General features: G+C 67.1%; 14 protein-coding genes and 1 pseudogene. 8 read left to right on the top strand and 7 right to left on the bottom strand.

What is annotated here, in order from left to right:
• Positions 1-255: 255 nt before the first annotated feature.
• The 5 genes from gyrB to dnaA all read right to left on the bottom strand — a co-directional run bounded on the left by gyrB (position 256) and on the right by dnaA (position 8,359).
• Complete coding sequence (gene gyrB, locus BLS97_RS07705; protein ID WP_090475468.1) at positions 256-2,202, bottom strand: DNA topoisomerase (ATP-hydrolyzing) subunit B; 1,947 nt, start codon at positions 2,200-2,202, stop codon at positions 256-258.
• Positions 2,203-2,830: 628 nt separating this feature from the next.
• Entirely contained in the window at positions 2,831-3,394 is a 564-nt protein-coding gene (locus tag BLS97_RS07695; protein ID WP_090481646.1) for a DciA family protein, read from the bottom strand.
• A gap of 103 nt (positions 3,395-3,497) precedes the next feature.
• Positions 3,498-4,628, bottom strand: a complete 1,131-nt coding sequence (recF, locus tag BLS97_RS07690) for a DNA replication/repair protein RecF (protein WP_090475466.1) — start codon at positions 4,626-4,628, stop codon at positions 3,498-3,500.
• Between the two features lie 4 nt (positions 4,629-4,632).
• Entirely contained in the window at positions 4,633-5,757 is a 1,125-nt protein-coding gene (gene dnaN / locus BLS97_RS07685; RefSeq protein WP_090475465.1) for a DNA polymerase III subunit beta, read from the bottom strand.
• A gap of 1,042 nt (positions 5,758-6,799) precedes the next feature.
• A complete protein-coding gene (gene dnaA, locus BLS97_RS07680) occupies positions 6,800-8,359 on the bottom strand; it encodes a chromosomal replication initiator protein DnaA (protein WP_090475464.1) in 1,560 nt (519 codons plus the stop codon).
• 602 nt (positions 8,360-8,961) lie between these two features.
• Between dnaA and rpmH the strand changes: the two genes are divergently transcribed.
• The 8 genes and pseudogenes from rpmH (at position 8,962) to BLS97_RS07640 (ending at position 20,076) form a co-directional block, all read left to right on the top strand.
• Positions 8,962-9,099, top strand: a complete 138-nt coding sequence (gene rpmH, locus BLS97_RS07675) for a 50S ribosomal protein L34 (RefSeq protein ID WP_090481643.1) — start codon at positions 8,962-8,964, stop codon at positions 9,097-9,099.
• Between the two features lie 32 nt (positions 9,100-9,131).
• Positions 9,132-9,527, top strand: coding sequence for a ribonuclease P protein component (gene rnpA / locus BLS97_RS07670; protein ID WP_090475463.1), 396 nt, complete (start codon positions 9,132-9,134; stop codon positions 9,525-9,527).
• 20 nt (positions 9,528-9,547) lie between these two features.
• Positions 9,548-9,760, top strand: a pseudogene (gene yidD / locus BLS97_RS24450) (membrane protein insertion efficiency factor YidD); the annotation flags it as partial.
• 170 nt (positions 9,761-9,930) lie between these two features.
• The gene (gene yidC, locus BLS97_RS07660; protein WP_231988409.1) at positions 9,931-11,160 is read left to right on the top strand and encodes a membrane protein insertase YidC; all 1,230 of its coding nucleotides are present in this window, start codon (positions 9,931-9,933) and stop codon (positions 11,158-11,160) included.
• 80 nt (positions 11,161-11,240) lie between these two features.
• Positions 11,241-11,813, top strand: a complete 573-nt coding sequence (locus BLS97_RS07655) for a Jag family protein (RefSeq protein WP_090475462.1) — start codon at positions 11,241-11,243, stop codon at positions 11,811-11,813.
• A 98-nt stretch (positions 11,814-11,911) separates the two neighbouring features.
• Positions 11,912-12,586 carry a 16S rRNA (guanine(527)-N(7))-methyltransferase RsmG gene (gene rsmG, locus BLS97_RS24445; protein ID WP_090481634.1) on the top strand — a complete coding sequence of 225 codons (675 nt, stop codon included), beginning with the start codon at positions 11,912-11,914 and terminating at the stop codon, positions 12,584-12,586.
• Positions 12,587-17,950: 5,364 nt separating this feature from the next.
• Positions 17,951-18,850: a ParA family protein gene (locus tag BLS97_RS07645; protein ID WP_331710764.1), complete on the top strand. Its 900-nt coding sequence runs from the start codon at positions 17,951-17,953 to the stop codon at positions 18,848-18,850.
• Positions 18,847-20,076: a ParB/RepB/Spo0J family partition protein gene (locus tag BLS97_RS07640; protein ID WP_090475461.1), complete on the top strand. Its 1,230-nt coding sequence runs from the start codon at positions 18,847-18,849 to the stop codon at positions 20,074-20,076. The genes BLS97_RS07645 and BLS97_RS07640 overlap by 4 nt, the downstream gene beginning before the upstream one ends.
• A gap of 126 nt (positions 20,077-20,202) precedes the next feature.
• Here BLS97_RS07640 and BLS97_RS07635 read toward each other — a convergent pair whose 3' ends face one another.
• Positions 20,203-21,078 carry an HAD family hydrolase gene (locus BLS97_RS07635; RefSeq protein ID WP_090475460.1) on the bottom strand — a complete coding sequence of 292 codons (876 nt, stop codon included), beginning with the start codon at positions 21,076-21,078 and terminating at the stop codon, positions 20,203-20,205.
• A gap of 7 nt (positions 21,079-21,085) precedes the next feature.
• The gene (locus BLS97_RS07630) at positions 21,086-23,587 is read right to left on the bottom strand and encodes a phosphoribosyltransferase (protein WP_090481628.1); all 2,502 of its coding nucleotides are present in this window, start codon (positions 23,585-23,587) and stop codon (positions 21,086-21,088) included.
• Positions 23,588-23,604 lie beyond the last annotated feature (17 nt).

Genomic DNA, 23,604 nt, shown 5'->3' with positions numbered 1-23,604 from the left:
GTCGACCGGTTCGGTGCGGTCGTTCTGCGGTGTTTCCGGGCCAGTGGGGCCTGTCACGTCTAGGGGCCTTCCAGATCTGTGCCCTCACCGAACGGGTGAAAGGCGGTGTCCACATGTGGATGGACGATGTGTACAAACGGGCAGTTCGTGACGTTGTGTCGCTTGACCAGCGTTAGCCGGGTGCGGCCCTGGAGTCCTTCCCGATGCTCGACGCGGGGAGCGCGTCAAGATCGAGAACACCAGGGCCGCAACCCATCAGAAGTCCAGGAAACGAACGTCGCGGGCGTTGCGGGTGATGAAGGAACGCCGCGCTTCGACGTCTTCACCCATCAGGATGGAGAACAACTCGTCCGCCGTGGCGGCATCATCCAGAGTTACCCTCATCAGCAATCGGTGCGCCGGATCCATTGTGGTTTCCCACAGTTCCTTGGCATCCATTTCGCCCAAACCCTTGTAGCGCTGAATGCCGTCGTCACGCGGAAGGCGGCGGCCCGCCTCGGTGCCGACCTTGATCAGACCGTCACGTTCCCGGTCGGAGTAGGCGAACTCATGGCCGCCCTTGGACCACTTCAGCTTGTACAGCGGCGGGCAGGCCAGGTAGACGTAGCCCTCCTCGACCAGCGGCCGCATGAACCGGAACAGCAGGGTCAGCAGCAGGGTGCGGATGTGCTGGCCGTCGACGTCGGCGTCGGCCATCAGGATCAGCTTGTGGTAGCGGAGCTTGGACACGTCGAACTCGTCGTGGATGCCGGTGCCGAGCGCCGTGATCATCGACTGGACCTCGGTGTTCTTGAGCACCCGGTCGATGCGGGCCTTCTCCACGTTGATGATCTTGCCGCGGATCGGAAGGATCGCCTGCGTCATCGAGTCGCGTCCGGCGCCGGCGCTGCCGCCGGCGGAGTCGCCCTCCACGATGTACAGCTCGGACTTCGCCGGATCGGTCGAGCGACAGTCCTTCAGCTTGCCCGGCAGACCGCCGATCTCCAGCGCGCCCTTGCGTCGGACCAGGTCACGGGCCCGACGGGCGGCACTGCGGGCCTGCGAGGAGGAGATCGCCTTGGAGATGATGATCTTCGCCTCGGCCGGGTTCCGCTCGAACCAGTCGGTCAGGTGCTCGTTGCAGGCCTTCTGCACGAACGACTTGGCCTCGGTGTTGCCGAGCTTGCCCTTGGTCTGCCCCTCGAACTGCGGCTCGCGCAGGCGGATCGAGATGATCGCGGCCAGACCCTCGCGGACATCCTCGCCGGAGAGCTTGTCGTCCTTCTCCTTGAGCAGCTTCTTCTCGGTCGCGTACTTGTTGACCACCGTCGTCAGCGAGGCCCGGAAGCCTTCCTCGTGGGTACCGCCGTTGATCGTGTTGATGGTGTTCGCGAACGAGTGCACCGACTCGTTGTAGGAGGAGTTCCACTGCATCGCGACCTCCACCTCCATCGTCTCGGCCTTGGACTCGAAGCCGATGACGCTTGAGTGGACCGGGTCCTTGGTGGCGTTCAGGTGACGGACGTAGTCGACCAGGCCGCCGGGGTAGTGGAAAGTCTTCTCGATCGGGACCTCGGCCGCAGCGTCGGCGGACCGGATCCGCTCGTCGCGCAGGATGATGGTCAGGCCCTTGTTGAGGAAGGCCATCTGCTGCAGGCGCCGGGTGATGGTGTCGAACGAGAACTCGACGGTCTCGAAGATGGTGTCGTCCGGCCAGAAGACGATGGTGGTGCCGGTGCGGTTCGACTTTCCGGTGGTGGTCAGGGGACCGGGCTTGGACCTGGTGTAGGTCTGCTCGTACGACGAGCCGCCGGTGTGGATCTCCACCTCGAGCTTGGTCGACAGGGCATTGACGACGGAGATGCCGACGCCGTGCAGGCCACCGGAGACGGCGTAGGACTCGGAGTCGAACTTGCCGCCGGCGTGCAGGATCGTCATGACGACCTCGACCGTTGGCTTCTTCTGCTGGGGGTGCATCTCGACCGGGATGCCACGGCCGTTGTCGACCACCTCGACGCCGCCGTCGGCCCGCAGCGTCACCTTGACGGTGTCGGCGAAACCGGCCATTGCCTCGTCGACCGAGTTGTCCACGACTTCCCAGACCAGGTGATGCAGGCCGGTGGGGCCGGTGTCGCCGATGTACATGCCGGGACGCTTACGGACGGCTTCGAGGCCCTCCAGGACGGTGATGGAATTGGCGCCGTACTTGCTCTTCTCGGCCACAGGTGTTCATCGCTTCTTTCGCTCGGTGCGTGCTGATGCGGCCCGCTCGCCCGGTTCGGCGCGCAGGTTGCGCTGCATGGGTGCCGCCGGGACCAGTCCCGTGGTCTTGGCCGCGACCAGAGGGCCGTGAGACGCCAGGAGAATCCGGAAAAGCCCCGCTTCCTCGATTCTACTAGGTCCGACCGGTAACGGACGCTTGGCGGCGGCCCTGTAATCGCCGTGGCGGCTCCGGACAGGCCCGTCGGACTGATGGTCGCGGGCTTTCGCGCCCGTCAGGCCCGAGAGACGGGTCCCGCGCGTCCGCCGGATCCGTCCCCTTCGTCCGTGGATCGTGGGTCGCGGATCGCAGTCGGCGTGGTCCGTGCGGTCCGTGCGGTTCCTGGATCGTGGTCGACCTGGATCGTGGTCGGGTGGATCGTGGTCGGGTGGATCGTGGTCGGCGTGGATCGTGGTCGGCGTGGATCGTGGTCGGCGTGGATCAACTTCGCAGGCACGGCTGAAGTTGACGACTTCTGCCCCATGCGTCCCAGAACGGTGAAGTTGATCCATGCCCCGGTATTGATCCATGCCCGGGTATTTCCATGTCTCGGTCTTGATCGATGCCCGGTCGATCAGCACCGAGGGACGATCAGCCGTAGGTGTCGCGCGGCCCCCGGCCGGACACGTGGCGCGGGCCGAACCGCCAGGACGGGCTGGACGGGCCCTGGGCGCGGACCCGCAGCACCGACCCGTGTCCGACCTCCTTGTTGATCCGGGCCACGATCTGTGGGGCCATACCCCGGAGAACCGTGGCCCAGGTGGTCGATTCGGCCCTGAGCACCAGTTCACCGTCGACCAGCGACACCGGCTCGCAGTGGTCGGCGATGTCCGGTCCGACGATCTCGGCCCAGCGGCCCAGGACGGTGGCCTTGGTCAGATCAGCACCGGCCCCGACGTCACCCAGCCACCGTTTCATCGTCGCGCCCAGGGGCGCCGGGTCCCGGGCGTCCGGTCCCGATCCCGACCATCGCCGCCGTTGGAGTGACGCCGCCGAACCCGCGCGGCGGCCCTTGGGGTTGGCCTGTGGATTCTGGGCCGCCGTCTTCTTGCGCGCGGCAGACTGCGCACGCGCCGCGTTCAGGGCGTCTCGGGCCAGGTCAGGACCCCGCTTCGCCGGACCGGGCCGCTGGTCGTCGTCATTCGGGGTGCTCATCTGTTCACCGATCCCGCCGAGTTGTCCACAGAACACCAACCGATAGTGGTGGGCTTGTCCACATCATCCACAGATCTGTCCACAAACGAATGGGTGGCAAGGCTCATGTGACGGCTTCGATCCGGCCATCGGCGACCAGATGACGGTTGCCCGCCAACCTGGCCGGTACGTCGCCGGGGACCGCCGCGGTGATCAGCACCTGGTCGGCGTCGGCCACGAGTTCGGCCAACCGGTCACGCCTCGACGTGTCCAGTTCGGCGAAAACGTCGTCCAGTACCAGCACCGGATCCACCCCGTCGGAACGGAGCAGGGAGAAGCTGCCCAGCTTGAGGGCGAGGGCGAACGACCAGGATTCACCGTGAGACGCATACCCCTTGGCCGGGCCCTCACCGAGCCGGAGTTCGAGGTCGTCCCGATGGGGCCCGACCAGACAGACGCCTCGCTCCAGCTCCTGCGGTCGGATCCGCACCATCTCGGCGAGCAGTGCGGCCTCCAGGTCGGCCGCGGTTCGTCCCACTCCGGGCAGGGCGTCGCCGAGAGAGGAGCGGTAGGCCAGGTCGATGGCGTCCGACGACGGTGCGAGGTCCGCATAGGCCGCGACCACGTGCGGGGTGATCTCGGTGACCAGCTCGAGCCGGGCCAGCAGCAGCGCCGCCCCGGCGGAGGCGAGGTGCTGGTCCCAGACGTCGAGGGTGGACAGATCGGCGGCGGGCGAGCGGCGGCGGGGTCCCGCCGACTTCAGCAAGGCACTCCGCTGCTTCAGGACCCGGTCGTAGTCCGACTTCACGCCGGCCAGGCGGGGGGTGCGCATGATCAGCACGTCGTCGAGGAACTTGCGCCGTTCGGACGGGTCACCGCGGACCAGGGCCAGGTCCTCCGGGGCGAACAGCACGGTGCGGAGCACGCCGAGGATGTCGCGGGAGCGGGTGACCGGCGCCCGATTGATCCGGGCCCGGTTCGCCTTCCCCGCCGTGATCTCGATCTCCAGCAGCAGCTCGCGACCGTCGGAAACCACCGCCGCCCGGACGATGCCACGCTCGGCACCGCGGGCGATCAACGGCTGATCGCCGGCCACCCGGTGCGACGACAGCGTCGCCAGATAGCCCAACGCCTCGACCAGATTGGTCTTGCCGGCCCCGTTGCGGCCGATCAGGACGTTGGCGCCGGGGCCGAGCGGCCACTCGGCCGCCGGCCAGGACCGGAAGTCGACGAGCGACAGGTGTCGCACGTACATCGCGTCAGCCGGGGAGGCGGGCCGGCATGACGAGGTAGCGGTAGGCCGCGTCGACCGTGGTCTGGTCGTCCTTGGTGACCAGCGGCAACAGCAGCGCCGGCCGGGACGGCGTGGTGAACGCCAGTCGGACGGTGTCCGCGTGCAGCACGCCGAGGCCGTCGAGCAGGTAGGACGGGTTGAAGGCGATCAGCAGTTCGGCGCCGTCGGCCTCGACCGGGAGCGCCTCTTCGGCCCGACCTTCGTCGTCACCGCCGGCCGTCAGCGTCAGCACACCGTCGGTGACCTGCATCCGCAGGTGATGTCCGCGGTCGGTGACCAGGGCCACCCGCTTGATGGCCTCGCCGAGCTCGCTGACCGGCACGTCGACGGTGGTGGTGTGCTCACTCGGCAACAGCGAGCGGTACTTCACGAACTCCACGTCGAGCAGCCGGACGGTGGTGCGGCGGCCGCCGGCCTGCAGACCGAGCAATCCGTCGCCGAGGCCGACGATGACTTCGTTCGCCCCGCCCAGGCTCTTGGCCGCGTCGGCCAGGGTCCGGGCCGGGACCAGCACGGCGGTCGACATGTCCGGGGCGTCCGGGGTCCAGGTCAGTTCCCGGACGGCCAGGCGGAACCGGTCGGTGGCGGCGAGCGTGAGCTTCTCGCCCTCGATCTCGACGCGCACGCCGGTCAGCATGGGCAGGGTGTCGTCACGGCCCGCGGCGACCGCGGTCTGGGTGACGGCCGCAGCGAACGCCGAGGCGTCGACCTTGCCGGATGCGGCCGGCATTTCCGGAAGCGGCGGGTAGTCCTCGACGGGCATGGTCGGCAGCGTGAATCGGGCCGACCCGCCGGTGATGGTGACCCGAGACCCCTCGGCCGCGATGTCGACCGGCTTGGACGATGGCAGGGCACGGGTGATCTCGGCCAGGAGCCGACCGGACACCAGAACGCGGCCGCCGGACTCTGCGTCGACCGAGACCTCGGCCCGGGTCGAGACCTCGTAGTCGAAGCCGGCCACGACCAGAGTCGAACCGTTGATCTCGAGCAGGATGCCACCGAGTACGGGCACCGGCGGGCGGCTGGGCAGCGACTTGGCGACCCAGGCAACTGCGTCAGCGAGGTCTTCGCGGGCGACGCGGAACTTCATCGATCCTCCGAAATGGACCTTGGGCAACTGCGGCGGTCAGGCCGCTCAGGTTGGGCGTGGACGTCTTCAGGTGGTGGTGCCGGGTATTGCCGAGTGACAGGCCAGGAGCAGCATCAGTGCTGGTCAGGACGGCTGTCGGTGGTGCGTGCTCGAATACGGGAGACGGTGGATCGAGGCGATCGGGAGGCAAGGAGTGTTCGGGTGGCGGACATTGCTGGTGGATCCGGTGGGGCAGTCGAGTCGGTGGCGTCGCTGGCTGTTTCTGGTCCAGGGAGTGCAACCGTACGGCCAAAGCGATGCCGTCGTCACCCCAGGGTGTCTCCGACCGCAGGCTCGGGCCGGCCGATCCACACACTCAACCTTGAAGTACTTCCCTTCTAGAAGAAGAAACAGCAGTAACAGTAGGCAGTGTGGATTGTGTGGACAGGGCCCGAACCCTGCTGACCACACGGCGTGGCGCGTTGGGGACGGAGGGTCTGACGGCGGACGTGCACAACCGGCGCGATTGGGGACGGCCGGACGACGGTTCTGGTTGTCCCCCGCTAGTCCCCATTCATCCACAGGGTTGTCCACACAGTGTGCATGGTCAATGTGGTGCGAATTTGCTGTCCTGTCCGGCGTGGCGTCACCGGCGCGGCGAGCATTGGACCTCTACATGAGGGTGCGAGTGATGGACGCCGTGGCGGGCTCGATGGCACTTCTTCGGGGCTCCGGCCCGGGTGGTCCGGGCCGGCGGGTGGTTAACGGCGCTCAGCGGCTCACTGAGGCGGTGGCCGGCCCTCCAGGCGCTGATCTACCGGGCGAGAGCAGCCGAAACGCGGCGTTCCGCGGGGGGCGAGTCGAATTCGGCCCTGGCCGCCGCGGGACGGATCGACAGTCTGGTCCCGGGCGATCCCGACATCCAGACCGTGCGCCGTACGGCCGGGACGTTCGTGGGATCGTCACCAGTGAAGGGAAAGGGGCCAGGACAACCCTGGGAACACAACGTGACACCCAGGACGGCCGACGCCGCAGGCGGCACCGATCGATGGTGGGACCGAAGCTAGCGACGCGACCGATCGCGGATGCGGGCCGACAGTTCCTGCACGTGGTCGTAGGTCTGCCGCCGCTCGGCGATCTCGTTCCGGATCTTCTTGGCCGCGTGCATGACGGTCGTGTGGTCGCGGCCACCGAACGTACTGCCGATCTTCGGCAGCGTCAGGTCGGTCAGCTCCCGGCACAGGTACATGGCGATCTGCCGGGCCGACGCGATGGCCCGGGTCTTGGACTGGCCGCACAACTCGTCCAACGTGACGTTGAAGTACTCGGCCGTCACCGCCATGATCGTGGCCGCGTCGATGTCGTTCGAGACCGAGTCGCGGATCAGGTCGCGGAGCACGATCTGGGCCAGGGACAGGTCGACCGGCTGCCGGTTGAGCGACGCGAAGGCGGTCACCCGGATCAGCGCCCCCTCGAGCTCGCGGATGTTCCGCTCGATCCGGCTCGCGATGAACTCCATGACGTCATCGGGCGCGTTCAGTCCGTCCAGCGACGCCTTCTTCCGCAGGATGGCGATGCGGGTCTCCAGCTCGGGCGGCTGGATATCGGTGGTCAGACCCCATTCGAACCGGGTCCGCAACCGGTCTTCCAACGTCTCCAGACGCTTCGGAGCCCGGTCCGAGGAGATGACGATCTGCTTGTTGGCGTTGTAGAGGGTGTTGAAGGTGTGGAAGAACTCCTCCTGCGTCCCCTCCTTGCCCTCAAGGAACTGGATGTCGTCGACCAGCAACACGTCGACGTCGCGGTAGCGCCGTTGGAAGGCGACCTTGCGATCGTCACGCAGCGAGTTGATGAAGTCGTTGGTGAACTCTTCGCTGGACACGTAGCGCACCCGGATGCCAGGGAACAGGCGTTGCGCGTAGTGGCCGATCCCGTGCAACAGGTGGGTCTTGCCGAGCCCGGAGTCACCCCAGATGAAGAGCGGGTTGTAGGCGACCGCCGGTGCTTCGGCCACGGCAACGGCGGCCGCGTGCGAGAAGCGGTTGGACGAGCCGATGACGAACGTCTCGAAGTGGTACTTCTCGTTCAGGCGGGTCTGGGCCGAACTGGCCGGAACGGTGTCCCGACGTACCGCGTAGGTCGGCCAGATCTCCTTGACGGCGGCCAGCGCATCGGCTTCCTCGTCGACGTAGTCGTCGTCGGACTCGTCCCGGGCCGGGTTGGATGCGCCGCCGTTGGGGCCGGAGCCGTTCAGACCGCCGTTCTCGTCCATCCCGGTGCCGACCCGTCCGATGGCTGATCCGGACGCCGCGGTGGCGATCGGGTCGACCCCGTCGAGGGTGGTCGTCGCGGCTGCCTCGCTGACGGTCACGGCCAGGGTGATCGGGAGCTGCATCCGGTCGGAGAGCGCGGCCGTGATCGGGTCGCGCAGGGTCCGTTCGATGGTGTCGCGGGCGAAGCCCGAAGGGGCCGCGATCAGGGCCGTTGTCCCGATCAACCCGACCAGGTCGGTGATGGACAGCCAGGCTCGCTGGTGCGATGTCAGTGACGAGGACAGATCCGAAACGACTTGCTGCCAGACGTTTTTCAGGTCAGTTGGAGGGTCACGGGGATCGTCTGCCACCGGCAAGTCCCTCCCTGGAGCTGATGCGTCGCGTCGTCCATCCACAGAGTTGTCCACCGGATGTGGATAACTATCGGTGGATAACTATCACACGGCAGACGACGACGCAGGCGATCGGTCGAATCCGGTCACAGGACCGGACCCCAGCTGGCGCTCGGGACGGATGGCGACCCGGGTTGTGCGGGTCATGGCCGGGGAACGCTAACAACAGATCGGCCGTTCCCACAAGGTGCCCGGGCGACGCAAGCATCTGCGTCGGCGTGTCGCGATTGTCGTGTGGGTCTGAGTTTGACCCCTGCGGGTCCGACTCTCTACCCTGGTCACAGACCCGTACGGTGCCGGGCTGCTGCATGCCGTTTGAACGATGAAACGGCGTGGCTTTTGCGTGCATGTTCCTCGTGCGCGCGATGTCCGAGCGTGGAGTTCGACCGGATCTGATCCGGGCGGACGTCCGCAGAGCGAATCCCCATCGGGGATCGTCTCGGTCGGCGGTTGCCTGGCGATGGACGGCGTTACGAGCGGTGCTGTTCTCGCCGGTCGTGTTGTTGTCCCCGACCCGGCGGAGCAGTCGGTCCCGCAGTTCGAACTTTGGAGAGATCACCTTGAGCAAGCGCACCTTTCAGCCGAACAACCGTCGTCGGGCCAAGGTCCACGGCTTCCGCCTCCGGATGCGTACCCGCGCCGGCCGCGCGATCCTGTCGGCTCGTCGCGGCAAGGGCCGCGACAAGATCTCGGCCTGACGTCCCGCCGACCGCACGTTGACCGCGTAGTCGTGCTGCCTGTTGATGCTCGCCTGCACTCCGCGGCGGAATTCGCAGCCGTGGTGCGCACCGGTCGGCGTGCCGGCACCCGGCGCTTGGTGGTCCACCTACTGCCCACAGGGCAGCCCAAACCACCGCGCGCCGGTTTTGTCGTCTCCGCGAAAGTTGGCAACTCGGTCGTCCGGCACCGGATCACCCGCCGTCTCCGCCCGCTGGTCCGCGAACAACTGCTGACCTTGGCTCCGGGGATGGATCTGGTGATCCGGGCGCTGCCGACGGCTGCGGATGCCAGCAGTGCTGAACTCGGTGAGGATCTGCGGTCGGGTCTGGCTGCCGCCGTGCGAAAGGCCGGCCGGTCGGCTTCGGCTCCCGGTCGTTCCGTGCCGCCTGCCGGGGGGCGATCGTGACGTCGACCTTCGCCCGGGTGATGATCGCGCCGATCCGGTTCTACCAGCGGTTCATCTCGCCGAGCCTGCCGGCCAGCTGTCGGTACTACCCGACGTGCAGCAGCTACGCGGTCGAGGCGCTGCAGGTGCACGGCGCTTTTCGTGGCACCTGGTTGGCTGTGCGCCGACTGAGTCGGTGTCACCCATGGCACCAAGGCGGTATGGATCCGGTTCCGCCCGCGCGGGAACGTCGCGCGCGATTCGGTAGTTCAGTCAGTGTGAATTCTGTGTCGAGCGTCTGTGAGCACGCCTCCGAGCGTGTCCAGGAGCCGACCACCCCAGACCCAACGGCACCTTCCGCCGAGAACCATCCCGATGCGCGGCCGGCAGCAGCCGAGGCGCCAACCCCCCGGAGCAATGCCGCGTGAAGAGCTTTGACTTCTTCTCCCTCGACTACATCTACTACCCGGTCTCCGGGATCATGTGGGTGTGGCACAAAGTGTTCGGCTCGTTCCTCGGAGCGAACAACGGCTGGGCCTGGGTGCTGTCCGTCGTCTTCCTCGTCTTCACGCTTCGCAGCCTGCTGTTCAAGCCCTTCATGGGGCAGATGAACTCGCAGATGAAGATGCAGGCCGTCGCGCCTGAGCTGAAGAAGCTCCGGGAGAAGTACAAGGACGACCGCACCCGTCTCGCCGAGGAGATGCAGAAGTTCAACAAGGAGGCCGGGGTCAATCCCTTGGGCGGCTGCCTGCCTGCCCTGGTCCAGGCCCCCGTATTCATCGGTCTGTTCCACGTGTTGCGGTCGTTCAAGCCCAACCAGGGGGAGAACTACTTCTTCGGCGCGTCGGACGTCAAGTCATTCATCGACGCGAAGCTGTTCGGTGGGGCGCCGCTGTCCGCCTACATGACGCAGCCCTGGGTCACGAAGGGGGCGACGATCGGCCTTGGACCGGAGGGTCTCGATGGCATCCGTTCCACCGTCATCGCCGTCGGCATCCCGCTGACCATCCTGGCCGGCATTGCCACCTTCCTGACCAGCCGGCGTTCGATCGCCCGCACCAAGCAGTTGCAGGGTGACCAGGAAGCGGCACCCCAGGCCGCGATCATGAACAAGCTGATGCAGTACGTGTTCCCGCTGTTCGTCGTGGTCGGTGGTCCGTTCTTCCCGCTCGCCATCCTGTTCTACTGGCTGTCCAACAACTCCTGGACCTTCGGTCAGCTGTATGTCGCACACCGCATCCAGGACAAGAAGATGTTGGCCGAGTCGAAGATCGTGGAAGAGGCGAAGGAAGCCGCAAAGTTCAGCAAGCCGGCACCCGGTGCCCGTCCGGTCACGCGTCCCGCCCCGGGAGCCCGCCCGACCGCCGGTACCAAGCCGGGCACCCGACCGGTGGCCGGTGCAAAGCCGGCGACCGGTGCGAAGCGACCCGTGGTTCAGCCGTCCAAGAAGCCCGGTTCGACCAATCGGTCGGGAAACGGTCCGGACGATGGTTCGTCGCGGGCCGCCGGGGGACCGAGCCTGTCGAAGAATGGGGCTGCCGGTGGCACTGGGGGCGGCGGCAGTGCCGATCTCCCGACGGGCAGGGTCTCGGACACTTCGGCGCCTCGACCGGCCCCTACCAACGCCAAGAAGAAGAAGCCCGGCCAGCGCTGAGCCCGACCCCGACCGGCGCCGCGGCTGTGTGCGACGGACAGGGGCGAACATGACCTGCATGCGAACAGAAGAGGTAAGCGATGACTGACAACAGCACCACCGTGAGCGACGAAATCGCTGAGGATGCCCCGGCGGACGCCGTTGAGCCTGACGAGTCCAGCTCGGGGACCGAAAAGCGGATGAGCAAGCATGAACTCCTGGTCGCCGAAGGCGACGCCGCCGGCGACTACCTCGAACGCCTGCTCGACATCCTTGATTTCGATGGCGACATCGATCTGGACGTCGAGGGAGAGCGGGCCGTGGTCTCGATCATCGGCGACGGAGACGTCGGCAGACTGGTCGGCGAACGGGGCGAGGTCCTCGATGCGCTGCAGGAACTGACCCGTCTCGCCGCCACCGCGGAGACCGGGCAGCGGTCCCGGTTGATGCTCGACGTGGCCGGGTACCGGGCGAAGCGCCGGGGTGAGTTGACCGATCTCGGTGTGTCGACGGCGGAGCAGGTTCGCGATAGCGGTGAGCCCGTCAAGCTGCCGCCGATGAACCCCTTCGAACGGAAGATCGTCCACGATGCCGTGGCCACCGTGTCCGGCGTCGAGTCGTCCAGCGAGGGCGAAGAACCCCGCCGCTGTGTTGTCGTCAGCCCCGTCGCCTGACTGTGGACTCTGCTTCCGGTGACGACGGCCCCACCGCGGAATCGGTGGGGCCGTCGTCACTGACGGTTGCGAGCACGCCGGTCGCACCTCCGACCGATATCGAGGCCGAGCCACCTGCTGCCGTGGGCCTGTTCGGTGAGCGGGTCGAGATCGCCCGACGATACGTCGAGGCGCTGGCCAGCGACGGCGTGCGTCGTGGTCTGATCGGGCCCCGCGAGGCATCCCGACTCTGGAGCCGGCACGTCCTGAATTCGGCCGTGGCCGGTGAATTGTTGTCGGCCGGCCAACGAGTCGTAGACATCGGATCGGGCGCCGGATTGCCCGGTATTCCGTTGGCCATTTGCCGGCCGGATTGCGAGATCGTCCTGGTCGAGCCACTGGAGCGACGAACGGTATTCCTGCAACAGATCGTCGCGGATTTTGACTTGACGAACTGCCGTGTCGTCCGAGGCCGCGCCGACGACGTCGTCGACGAATGTGGTGGCGCCGATGTGGTGACCTCTCGGGCTGTTGCGCCGTTGGAACGGCTGGCCCGCTGGTCCGTTCCTTTGTTGCGCATCGGTGGAGAACTGTTGGCGCTCAAGGGTTCCAGTGCCGCTGACGAGATCGTTCGGGATGGGGCGGCCGTCCGGGCCCTTGGCCTGGTCGATCTGGAGGTGGTGTCCGTCGGGCACGGATTGGTGGATCCGGAAACGATTGTTATTCGCGGCCATCGCATTTCCGCATCCGCTCGGGCCGGTAAGAAGAGGTCGGGCGGCACCCGTCGACGATAGCGTGTGATCCGGAATTCAGGGTGGGTAGCAGGTGAATTCAACGTCGAAGGTGAGTCGCATTGCGCGTGCAGCGGCTGCTTTTCCGTGCGCCCCGTGACGGAGAGCTCGACTCCGCTTGGAGTGTTCGGCCGTTCTCTTCACGTCTGGCGAGTGCGGACCTTCGCCCGGTCGGAGACGTCACGGCGAATGCGCCGGTGATGGTTCCCGGCGGAGTCGGCCGCGAGCCCGGTCCGTAGATGCTGCTTGCAGGGCGCACTGGCTGCCCATGGGGTCGGTCACGGTTCGGGCGACGTTTGGCCGGGGACGCCTTGCCGATTCCGGTCGATGTGGTGGCCCTCCGTCTGGTCAACCGCCGCGGTAGTGACGACATCCGAGATGTCGAGATCAGGGCATGGTGATTAGCCCACTCCGGAGAGTAATCGTCACCGTGACGCAATGCGAGCTGCTGTCCACGTGTTCGTGGCTGACCTCCATTCGGCCGTATGGCGGATGACGAGCTGGCTGCGCGCGCACCGTAGCTGGTTCCGGGGCTACTTCAGTGTCCTGCCACGACTTGCGCCCAACGGGCATGTTCGGCGACCCGAGGCGCGGGTCGGTCACGACCGAGACGGCCGATCGGCAGACGGCCGGTCGGCGGGGGAGCGCCACTGGAGTGGAGGACGTGGACCCGCTGACGGTGTCGCTGCCTTGAATCTCCGCTTTGGCCCGTTATGTCGGGGTTCCGCGCAGGGCACGGCGGGTAACGGCGCTGGGTGGAATTGAGACCGGGTCCCTTCGGCCTTCTTGCGTCCGGTGGCAATCTCTTTCGGCGCCGTTTCCTTCTCGAGATCTCCGTCAGCGGCTCATCCACCGGGACGGCGTCGCTGACGACCCTCAGCCAGTGGGTGGCGTGCCTCGGTGACCGATTCGAAGGACACGAAATGGCGCCGAGTGCCGCCGGAATGGATGCCGACTACCGCACGGGCAGCCTGGACGGCGGATGGTCGATACGACGACGGTTCGGTCCCGCGACTCGGGGTCGTTCGGCGGTCCGCTCGGATGGTGCGGCGCTGTGTGTCAAGTGACCACCCTTGAACTGGACTGCGCGTGTTTGGGGTACTGCCGCTCCGAGTGCGAGCCGACGTGTTTCCCGCCGGCGAGTGTCGGGTACGGCCGTCCGGTGGTCTCTGTGCGGCAAGCGTCTTGGCGTGTAGGGATCAGCCCGCCGCACAGGGTCAGCCGACGCAGACGGACTGGCGGGTCGGCCAAGAGTGAAGATCGGCGGTTTCGAACGCTTTCGTTCGGGCTGCGTCTGTCGGCGGTCAATCGCGGTGCCGGCCTTGGTCGTCCGGCAATTCCTTGATTGGAAAGTAGGCGTTAAGTGGCCCAGAAGGTCCGGGCGTGCGGAATTCAGCAAGGCTGGGTGGTGTCAATCCGCCTCACCGGGCGGCCTGTATGAAATCCCAGGACGAGTTGGTGGATGAACTGCGGCAAGTGGGATATTCATCCCTCTCACCGCGAGGCGCGACCGCGACCGCGACCGCGACCGCGACGCGGACGATGTCGCGGGGACTGGTCCTCGGGCGGCCTGACCGGTACCTGGCCGGTGGCGCACTGCCGAGGTGAATCGCCGGCTCGGCGATCCGGGCGCCTCTACGCCCGTCGATGTTTCACGTGAAACATCGAGCAGCCTGGGATCGATCGATGGTCTTGGTGGTCGCGTGGTGACGACGGAGGCACCATTTCCGGTGGCCCTTCCCAATGCTTTCCGATCCGGCGTCCGTCTGGAGTACACGCGCCGGCGTCCAGGTGCCAAGGGAGAACATGGCGGGCTGCTCGCGTCAGTCATCGATCTGTGTTGCGCCATCTCGGAACGCTGATCCCATTGAGCGCGAGCGGGCCCGAACCTCGGGCCGGGTCTCACGACCCGGAACCCGACCCAACCGGATCGCCTGTGGAGGTGGGATGGTGGCGGCAGTGGCGGGTACCTGTGGCCACGCCGGAGTCCATGTTTCACGTGAAACATCGCCCCGGCGTGATCGGGGTAGGGCGCAACTCGCGATCGGCATCCTCTGGTCGCCGACAAGACCCCCTTCAACACGTGGGCCTAGGCCACCGCGGCCTCGGAGAACACTGTGCCAGTCCCCGTGGGTACGTCACGTGCTGGTCGGATGCCGGCTCGCCTCTCGAAGCTTGGATTCACAGGGAGGCAGGCAGGGGGCGAGAAGGGACGCCCGGCTGTGTCTGTCGAGGTCCTAATCACAGCGACCGGGGTCTTGTCAGATTCTCTCCGCGAGGCCGCCCCGCGCCTGGCTCTGCCCACGATGTACAGCAAGCGTGGTGGCACGGTCGGCCGACAGACGATCGACGGGCCTCCACGTCGCAGGGATGTCAGACCGCGGCCGATGCACTGCGGACTGCACCGGGGTGAGTCCCGAACGCAGGATGGTGTGACGCTCCATGGGGTCACGTTCACAAGTTTAGGCAACTGACGCAATCAGGATCGAGGACCTGGCCGCCGTGCTCGGTGGCAGCTGGCCCGATGAACGAAGACCAATGCGCGCGCTTTGGCGGGTCGCGGGAAGCTGGGCCACGCTGGGGGGACGGGCCAAGTGGTTCAACAGCCGCAGGCTTCGCGAGCGGGGGACCGAGTGCGGCCACTGTCACGTTGACCTTCGACAAGACGAGTTGAGTGACTTCTAGCAACCGCGACTACCAGTCGTTGAAGCCAGCCGGCCCGACTCGATGTTTCACGTGAAACACCGAAGGTCGTCGCGCGATCACGTACGCGGAGTGGTCCTCAGGTCCTGCCGATCGTCCGAGCGTCAGTAAGGATGACGAGGACAGCCCATCGCCGGCGGGGTGGGGCGGGCCGAGGGGCTGGGCCGGGACCTCAGCACATCCGTGCTTGGCTGGAGACGACCAACCCGGACAGCTGGAGACGACCGACCGAGTCAGCTGGAGACGACCAACCAAGAGACGTGGAGACGACCAACCAAGAGACGTGGAGACGACCAACCAAGAGACGTGGAGACGACCAACCCGGACAGCTGGAGACGACCGACCCCAAGCGAGGCGACCAAACCGAGCGGGAGAGGTTCAGGGCAGTGGTTCGCCGCCGCGGCACCGTGCGTCGTGAAGGGCGATGCCTAACGGCCGGGGTTCAACCGGCCCTTAGCCATCCCGTTGCCAGACCGGCTCGCGATATCCCGACCGAGACCGGAAGTGAACGCCTACCCCCGCGGCTGAGCGCCATCCTGCGCCAGCGCCGCCGCCAACCGAAGCTCGAGCAATCTCCAAGGCCCAAGCTCGCATCGGTGAGCATTGACCGTATTGGAACGGAATCGAAGCAGACCCGGTGCGATGGGGACCGCGGAGAGCTGCGCGAACTTCCCTGCTGCGGGCGGCGCAGAAAGCAGCGACAGGCCGAGGACGAGATGTTTCACGTGAAACATGAGCCGCCGCAGCCGGCCGCTCACGCCCGGAGGCCAAATCAGAGGCCACAAGACGGGGTCTGCCGAAGCGGGACTGCGATTGGTGCACTGGGTGGGTATCGGTGTTCCGGCGCACCCACTCAAACGAGCTTGCTCGGCTCACCGGCAAACCGGCCGGGGGGCCGATCCAGTGCCGTGAACGTGAGCGGACCGCATGTGGACATAGCAGCCCCACGCAGTCCGATCGACTGAAGCACTGGCCATGAATCTGGCCGACGAGTCCGAGAGAGTCGCGTCTCGTCCTCCCACCGGAGCCGAGCCGCAGTCGCCTCGGGCTGTGGTCTGCCGGTTCGGTCGCTCCTACGCGCCGGTGAACCGTCGCGCCGATGAGCGGCGCGGGGTGATGCCAGCTGAGGTCGACGACGGCGGGCGCCGGCCGGCGCGCGGTTGCGAGTGGAGCGAGTCTGCTGTGGGTGGGGAGGAGTGGCCTCGGATGGCGGGGACTGCATCTCGGGCGGCTGGGTGAAGGAGTGGTTCGGTCGAGCTCAAACTTGGACGGGCCGCTCCTCATTGGCTCCGGAAGTCATCTCCTCTCGTGGGGTGATGCGCGAATCGTCCGCAACGAAACGACGCGACGTGCGGGCAGCCCATGGTCGACGAAGACCCAACGGTCTGGCCGGTCTGCGCGCGGTGAACCACACCCTGGCTCGATCACCGCGCGGTGAACCGGGCGTGGTCGGGGCGGGCGCGTATGCCACGGCCGGCCCTTGTCGATCGGTGGCCCAGAGCCAGAACCGGCGAAGCGGCCAGCCTTCTGGCGGGACGCCCCAGCCGTGCGGAGGGAGATGGGGTTGCTCGCTCGCACCCGGCCGCCGAGTGGTCGCGCAGGAGTCATGGGCAGGGGAGGCCGGCCGACGTTTCACGTGAAACATTCGCTCGACGAACGTTGTCAGGCGTCCGATTACTGGTGAGCAGCGGCTCGGGGGAGACGTAGCCGGATCGTCGAGCCGGCCGCCCCCCGAATGCAGACGCACCCCGGGCAGCCCGCAGCACCCTGAGCACCCGCGGATCTCCTACTGCGTCAGCGTGTCATCGAGCCCGGAGCGCCCGGCGATACCACCGAAGTGGCGGCCACCGCCGCCCCGCGCACCCAGGCCGGCCGAGGACAGGTTCAGCACTCACCCGGTGACCGCATTCCGTGTATGACATCCGGCTGCGTGGCGGCTTGAACCCACCCGATGATCGTCAGTCGATCCGGCGGAGGTGGTGAGGGCGCGGCGCCGGTACCGGCCGGGAGTAGTAGTGGGTCCGTCCACCGGGCTCGCTCGACCCGGCGATCGACGAGGTGGCGGTCGTGGGGCGCCAGTTCCGGGCGGCAACAGTGATGGTGGGTCGGTGCGCGGGGCTCGTCCGACCCGACGATCGTCGACCACGTGGAGGTGGCGGTGGTGCCCGAGCGTCGCCCCCAGACAGTAGCTAAGTCGTGAGTCCGTGCGACGGGCTCGTCCGACCATCCGATCGCCGACCCGATGCCGGGCGTTGAAGCAACGGCGCCATCTCCGGACGGCAGCAGGGGGGCGGGTCGTGCGTCGGCTCCACCCACCTGACTCCTCCTCACCGACGGACCGGGAGACGTAGCTCGCAATCGAACCGCGGCGTCGACGGACCTCCAGGGATGAGGCGTTGACCTATCACTCCTACAGGGATACGAATCAGCAACGGAGAGGCATATCCCGAACCCCAAGCGCCGAACCCCAGGCTCCACCCCAAGCAAAGCACAGGGACCGACTTTGACCCGGCCAGCGGCGAACTTGTCCACACGTCCCCGAGACGAGGCGGGCCGTCAGCGATACTCAACTCACGTAGTCTCTTCTCGGGCCGACGCTCGCGCGTCGGCCTGTCCTACCGTTGGGAAACTTGACCCGCGGCAGACCTGACATCAGGAGGTCGAGTGGGGTCCGAGACCAATGTTTCACGTGAAACAGTGGAGTTCGACGACACACCAATCGCTCGCGCAGCACGCCAGGCCGTCGAGGTTCGCAGCGGTGAACTGACCATGCCCCGGCCGCGTCATCGTCGAGTGTTCAGCGTGGCCAACCAAAAGGGCGGCGTCGGCAAGACCACCACCACGGTCAACATCGCGGTGGCCCTGGCACTGGCCGGCTTGCACGTCCTGGTCATCGACCTTGACCCGCAGGGCAACGCGAGCACGGCACTCGGCGTGGAACGCACGACCGGAACGCCGTCGATCTACGAGGTGCTGATCGGGGAGTACACCGCGGCGGAGGCAATCCAGACCTGTCCGGACGCGCCCCGACTCGGCTGCATCCCGGCCACCATCGACCTGGCCGGCGCCGAGATCGAACTCGTGGGGATGGAGGAACGCGAATCGCGGTTGAAGAAGGCGATCGACGGAGTGGAGGCGGAGTTCGACTATGTCTTCATCGACTGCCCGCCGTCGCTCGGACTGTTGACCGTCAACGCGATGGTTGCGACCCACGAGGTGCTCATCCCCATCCAGTGTGAGTACTACGCGCTCGAGGGCCTCGGCCAACTGCTTCGGAACATCGACCTGGTCAAGCAGCACCTGAACACGACACTCGACGTGTCGACCATCCTGCTCACCATGTACGACGGGCGCACCAAGCTCTCGGACCAGGTCGCGAACGAGGTCCGCAATCACTTCGGTCCGAAGGTCCTGGCGTCGGTCATCCCGCGCTCGGTGAAGATCTCCGAAGCGCCGGGCTACAGCCAGTCCGTCATGACGTACGACCCCGGCTCGCGCGGCGCGATGAGCTACCTCGATGCAGCACGTGAAATCGCCCAACGCGGCGCGAAGGAGCCCTCATGAGCAAGCCCAAAGGTGGCCTGGGCCGCGGCCTGGCCGCTCTGATCCCGACCGGCCCGCAGACCAACGTCGTCTCCGACGTCTTCATGGGTGGGTCGACCAAACGCATCGAAACCCGCACTGACGGGCCCGAGACCGCGGCCTCCGAGAAGGCCACCGTTGAGCAGGGGACGGCCGACCCGATCGACGGTGCGAGAAACGACGGTGCGCGAAACGGCGGCGCCAGCACCGGCGCGACCGCCGAAGAGCGCGACGATCGAACGGCGAACAACTCGGCGCCGGCGACAGATATCCCCGCCGAACCCACCGCCGGCGACCGGTCGGCTGGAGACACCGACGCCGGGGCCGCGGCCTCCGACACCACGTCGACCGAGCGAGCTGGGGCGACCCCCGTCGTCGACGGCCCGCGGTACGAGGAGGTGCCGATCGAACAGATCCGGCCCAATCCACGCAACCCGCGCACTGTGTTCGACGAGGACGCGCTGAGCGAGTTGGAACACTCGCTGCGCGAGTTCGGGCTGCTGCAGCCGATCGTCGTTCGTCAGGTCGCCGACGGCTACGAGTTGGTGATGGGGGAGCGCCGGTGGCGAGCCGCCCAGCGGGCCGGGTTGACCACGATCTCCGCGATCATCCGCAAGACCGAGGATGCCGATCTGCTGCGCGATGCCCTGTTGGAGAACATCCATCGCGCCAACCTGAACCCGCTGGAAGAGGCTGCGGCCTACCAGCAGCTGCTGCAGGAATTCGACGTGACGCAGGAGGAGTTGGCGACTCGTATCGGGCGCAGCCGCCCCGTCATCTCCAACACCATCCGGCTGCTGAGGCTCCCGGTCGCCGTCCAGCGTCGGGTCGCCGCCGGCGTGCTGTCCGCCGGCCACGCACGCGCGCTGCTCTCCTTGGAGACGGCCGACGATCAGGAGGAGCTGGCGACCCGGGTGGTCGCCGAGGGCCTCTCGGTGCGTGGAACCGAGGAGGCGGTCGTATTGATGGCCGGACGGACGGCCAAACCGAAACGGGCGACGCCCAAGAAGCTCGTCATGCCGAGCCTGGCCAAACTCGCAACGACCCTGTCCGACACATTCGACACTCGCGTTCGGGTCGAATTGGGCAAGCAGAAGGGCCGGATCATCGTCGAGTTCGCGACGGTGGACGACCTGGAGAGAATTGTCGGCATCATGGCGCCGGCCGCTCTGAATCAGCGCCGAAATGGATCACCCGAGACCGAATAGCGGGCTGTCGAGGGCCGGAGAACCGAAGATCTTCGAAACCGGCCCTCGACCCCCGAATCCGGGGACCTGCCACCGATACGTCACGGTGACGGAAGCCGCGGAGCAATACCCGAGCACAGACGAGAACTACTGTGCGGCAACAACTTCGGCGGGGAACAGGGACGACGCGAGCTGGACCTGCTCGGCGAACCAGGCTGTGATGTCGTCGGCGGCCAGTACGCCGATCCGGTCGGCGATACGCACGGTCGGATGCTCCCAACCGAGGGCGGCCAGCTCCCCGTGCGGCGGTCGGATCCCGGCATCAGCCGCCATCAGGAATCCGGAGTCGAGGGCGCCGTCGCCGGCGGCCACCACGTGGTCGGCTCCGACCCGGCGGGCGACCGCCAGCACCGCCCGCTCCTTGGACAGCGGCTTCGGGATGGCGTAGATCTTGCGGCCCTGCACCGAGACCTTCCACCCGCGTTCGCCGCACCACTGCGTCCACGACTCGATGAATCCGTCCGGCAGACGAACCAGGTCGACGACGATGTAGCAGAACAGATCGTCACCGACCCGCCGCTTGATCGCCCAGTCCTCCTGGCTCCGGGCCCGAAGTTCGTGCTTGACGTCGGCCAGCGTTGCGTCGCACGCGGCGATGGCCGACTCCGTCGACCGGTGCCACGCCTCGTCCGGCTGGCCGTCGACCAGAATGTGTCCGCCGTTGCTGGTGATGGCGTACTTCGGCGTGACTCCGGGAAACCGCACCCGTTGGTACTGGGCCATCGTGCGGGTGGTGGTCGGAACGAAGGTCGCGATCCGGGCCAGCTCGGCCAGTCGGCGGGTGGCCGTCAGCGACGTGAACGAGTGCGGCCGACCCTCCAAGATCTCCACCGACACCAGGTTGGGTGACGTCTCGTCAGTTGTGGCCAACTGCAGGGCCGACGGCGAGTAGATGAGTGTTCGGTCCAGGTCGCTGGCGATCATGGTGGTGCGGCCGTTGGTCCCGGCCGGTGCGGACGTCATCCGTTGATCAACCTTCTCCTGGTTCAGTGGCGGACACGCGCCGGATCAACCCGACGCATGAGTACGGCAACTCCGGCCGGACCTCGACCGGGACATCGCGCTGCCGGGCCAACAACCGCAGATGCGCGTGATCCGGATGGTCGGCCTCTCGTACCAGGATCCGCCATGGAACCCGCCGCAGCAGCACCCGAGTGGTCTCTCCCACACCGGGTTTGACGAAGTTCACCGATTCGATCCCGTATTCCTCGCGGATCCGCTCGATGGCCTGCCAACCGGCGAAGGTCGGCTCCCGGTCGGAGGCGGCCAAGTCGTCCAGACCGGACAACACCTCGTCGACGACCGCAGGGAAGGCAGCCGAGACGGTGTCCAACAGGACGTTGGACACGTCGCCGCCGGCCAGCTCGGCGTAGAACTTTGCCCCGTGGAACTGTCCAGGGCCGATGTACGCATCGTTCAGCACTGTCCGGGACACCAGTCCGGAAACGGTGGAATTCAGGCAGGCCGAAGCGATCAGGAAATCATCTCGCGTTCCAAAAGTCCGGACGCAGTGCCCCGGATCGGCCAGAACCGCCAATTCGTCATTGAAATGCGGGCCAAATTCTTCGCGAATCTCCAGCAGGGCCGCGGTCAATTCCTTGGCGATCGCGCCCTTGCCGGTCCAGCCGTCGACGAAGACCACCGATGCGGGGTCGTGATGACGAGCAAGATACTGCAGCGCAACACGATCGATCCCTCGGCCGCGCACGATCGAGAGAGCGTAGTGCGGAAGCTCAAGACCGTGTCGGAAGGCGGCCCAGCGGCGCATCAGCACGCCGATCGGGGTGCCGGCGCGGGCCAGCGAGGCCAGCACGACATCGTGGCCGCGTTCGGCCAGCACCAATTCCGTCACGCGCCCGACGGCCAGAGCCAAACGCTCGGCCGACTCGGACAGAACCGTGGAGAACAATTCCTGATAGGCCGCGTCGGGCTGGAATTCGATCGGCAAGGATTCCGCGTAGTGGGCCGTCCCGGCCTGGATGGCCGCTTCCCGGTGCGCCACATCGCCCTCGAGATCGACCCCGGACAGGTCGGTGAGCAGCCACTGCACCTCACCGGCGGCGTAGGAACCGAAGGTCGGTCCGGTCAGTGGCGGGGGAAGCACAGAGGTCCTCCTGATCTGCTGCAACAGGGTCGGATCCACCGGATCCAGTACGGCCAGCAACACCGGGAACCCGGCGGCGGCCAGGGCGGCGGCCGCGCCGGCGGGGCCCCGCAGGACGGCCGAGTCGGCGTCCGCGACCAGCACCACCAGATCAGGTCGTGCACCGGTGTGCGGGTCGGCCACGTTGTACACGAACCGAGGGGCGTCGACGTCACCTTCGGCATCGGCGAACCGGACGTGCCGTCGAACCGGATAGCCCGGATCGTCCACCGCCAGCACGGGGGAGCGGGTGGTCGATTGGAACCCGACGTCGAACTCCGATGTCAGTTCGGTCGCCAACCGCAGCGGGAGATACATCAGTTCCTCCGAGCCGATGACGACCACCCGCCCGCCCGAGGGCACCCGCGAGCGAACCGCGGCAGACAGCCGGACCGATGCGGCGTCGACGGCGCGGTCGAACGGCTCCCGGTCGCGCGTCAGGAATCCGTGCCGACCACCGTCAGGAATGGTGGCCGGCCAGGCGATGTCGATGACGTCGAGGACGGCCGAGGGAACGGGAAGCGGAGTACCGGGGTCGATCGACGCCAGTCCGGCCAGGCGGTCGGCCACGGCGCTGGTCAACCCGTCGGGGAGGTCGACGCGGCCCCGGGCCAGCGAGACGACATCGATCCGGCAGCCGAGACGCTCGGCCAGCAGCGCCATCTCACCCTCGTCGTGTGTCGTCCGTAGGTCGATCAGGCTGGCCAGCACGTACCGGGCGCGTGGTCGGCGTCGGTGCATCGCCTCGATGGTGCCCATGGCCGTCTTGCCGGTGGACAGTTCGTCGTCCACCAGCACCAACGTCCCATCGGTGTCGAGCAGATCGTCCGGCACCGGCAGCAGGAGGTGACTGGTGGCGTGCGAATGACCCTCCTCGAAAGTGCCGGCCACCGGTACCCCCGGCACCGCCCGGCGAGTGGAGTGCAGGTAGCACGCGGCCCGCAGCTGATCGGCCACCAGATGGCCCAGACCGGTTGCCGTCTCGGCGAAACCGAGCACCTCGACCGCCGTCACGGCCCGGCCGGCCCGCATCGCATCGAGCGGTGCGAGCAGAGGTGACCCGTCACCGGATCGCACCGCGGTGGCGGCGACGTCCGACCAGTCGGCCGGCTGCGCGATCCCCAGGGTCTGCGCCACCAACTCACCGAGCAGACGACCGGACGCGATCACCAGGCGCGGATCGACGGGGATGTGCTTGCCGAGCACGGTCGACACCAGCAGGTGGGCCCGTCGCGGATTTCGGCGGGCGGCCACGCCGACCAGGTCGTCGATGTCCAACCCCACCGGTGACGAGACGGTCCGCAGCGTCACTCCGAACTGCGTACGCATCCACCGGGTGGGATCAG

The organism is Nakamurella panacisegetis, from assembly GCF_900104535.1.
In the GTDB taxonomy this organism is placed as follows: domain Bacteria; phylum Actinomycetota; class Actinomycetes; order Mycobacteriales; family Nakamurellaceae; genus Nakamurella; species Nakamurella panacisegetis.
The sequence above is the reverse complement of the archived record's forward strand: the minus strand, read 5'-3'. Positions and strand labels throughout refer to the sequence as shown.